At 50.5% G+C, this 1,167-nt stretch carries 2 protein-coding genes; both read left to right on the top strand.

Annotated elements, in window-relative coordinates; all coding sequences use genetic code 11:
* Nucleotides 1–535 (top strand): hypothetical protein (locus OMK64_RS21300; protein WP_272730101.1); only part of this gene is annotated, 535 nt, incomplete at its 5' end.
* A 71-nt stretch (nucleotides 536–606) separates the two neighbouring features.
* Nucleotides 607–993, top strand: coding sequence for a GFA family protein (locus OMK64_RS21295; protein ID WP_272730100.1), 387 nt, complete (start codon nucleotides 607–609; stop codon nucleotides 991–993).
* The last annotated feature ends 174 nt before the right edge of the window (nucleotides 994–1,167 follow it).

The following is a 1,167-nucleotide window of genomic DNA, read 5'->3' as shown; positions in this document are numbered from 1 at the left end:
GTATGAAAAAACGTGGTTCAAGTGGGCGTTGGGCATCATCGGCGTGCTTGCATTCAAATACTCTGAACAGCACGCCAACGGGTTTATCAATGACTTTACCGGAATAGACCCGGGCTATCTTCCAGCGGCCTCGTCTACACTGACCACCCTCTTTGTACACTATTCCTGGCTGCTGGCGGTCTCATCGTTCCTTGCTGTTTTTATGCTTTTGCATTGGGACCTTGTTGGCTTTGAAAACCCGAAAGGCGAACGACAGCTGAGCGACTGGAAGTACATTGCATGGTTTGTGGGATTGTTCGTCATTTTCATCATTACCAGCATGGCCACTCGTACGTTCGAAGAAAGAGGTTCACTGACCGCTGCCCTTGCCAGACAAGTCGTACTTTCGACCGAGTACTTTAAAAAATCGCACTGCACTAACATTTCCCCATCCCAACGATCAGCGAACCTGTCAGACGGACTTGTTTCGGTGTATCAACCTGAATCAAACACTTTCGACGTCGTCAGGTGTGAGGCCTCGCGCTCAAGAGAGTGAAGGCAGTCAAATGCTGTCAAGCTGGCGTACGTTCTGGTTACCGTGCCAGCACTTACAGAACGAGAACACCTATGGACACAACGACTCAAGGCAGTTGCCTCTGCGGCGCAATCACTTATCACGTTTCGGCGCCGCTCAAGGCCGTCACCCACTGCCACTGCAAAAAATGCCAGAAAGGCCATGGCGCTGCGTTCGCGACGTATGCCAGCGCGCGCCGATCAGAAGTGACGATCCGGGCTATGCGTGACACGCTGAAAAGCTATGAATCTTCGCCAGGTATCACCCGTCAATTCTGCTCGGAATGCGGTTCATCGCTGTTCTGGAGCGACGCTGAAGGAAAGTATCCAGAGTGGATTTCGATTGCGCTGGGCACGCTCGATACCCCGTTCAAGGTAAAGAGCCAGGCGCACAGTTGCATTGAGTCCAAGGCACCCTGGCTTGGTGGACAGTTCCTTTGAGTCCGCTCAACGCAAACGTCTCGATACGCAAACTGGAGCAGCTCCCGGTGCAGATCAAAAAAAAAAAAAGATATCCAGTAACTCCAAAAGCCAAATTCAATCAATTCATACATGGCCTGCGGTCATTTATAAAAGCTTTCACTAACTATTTATTAGATCTAGGATTCCCATTAG

The organism is Cellulomonas fimi (genome assembly GCF_028527925.1).
GTDB classification, from domain to species: domain Bacteria; phylum Actinomycetota; class Actinomycetes; order Actinomycetales; family Cellulomonadaceae; genus Cellulomonas; species Cellulomonas fimi_C.
Note: the sequence above shows the minus strand (reverse complement) of the source record. Positions and strands in the feature narration are given on the sequence as shown.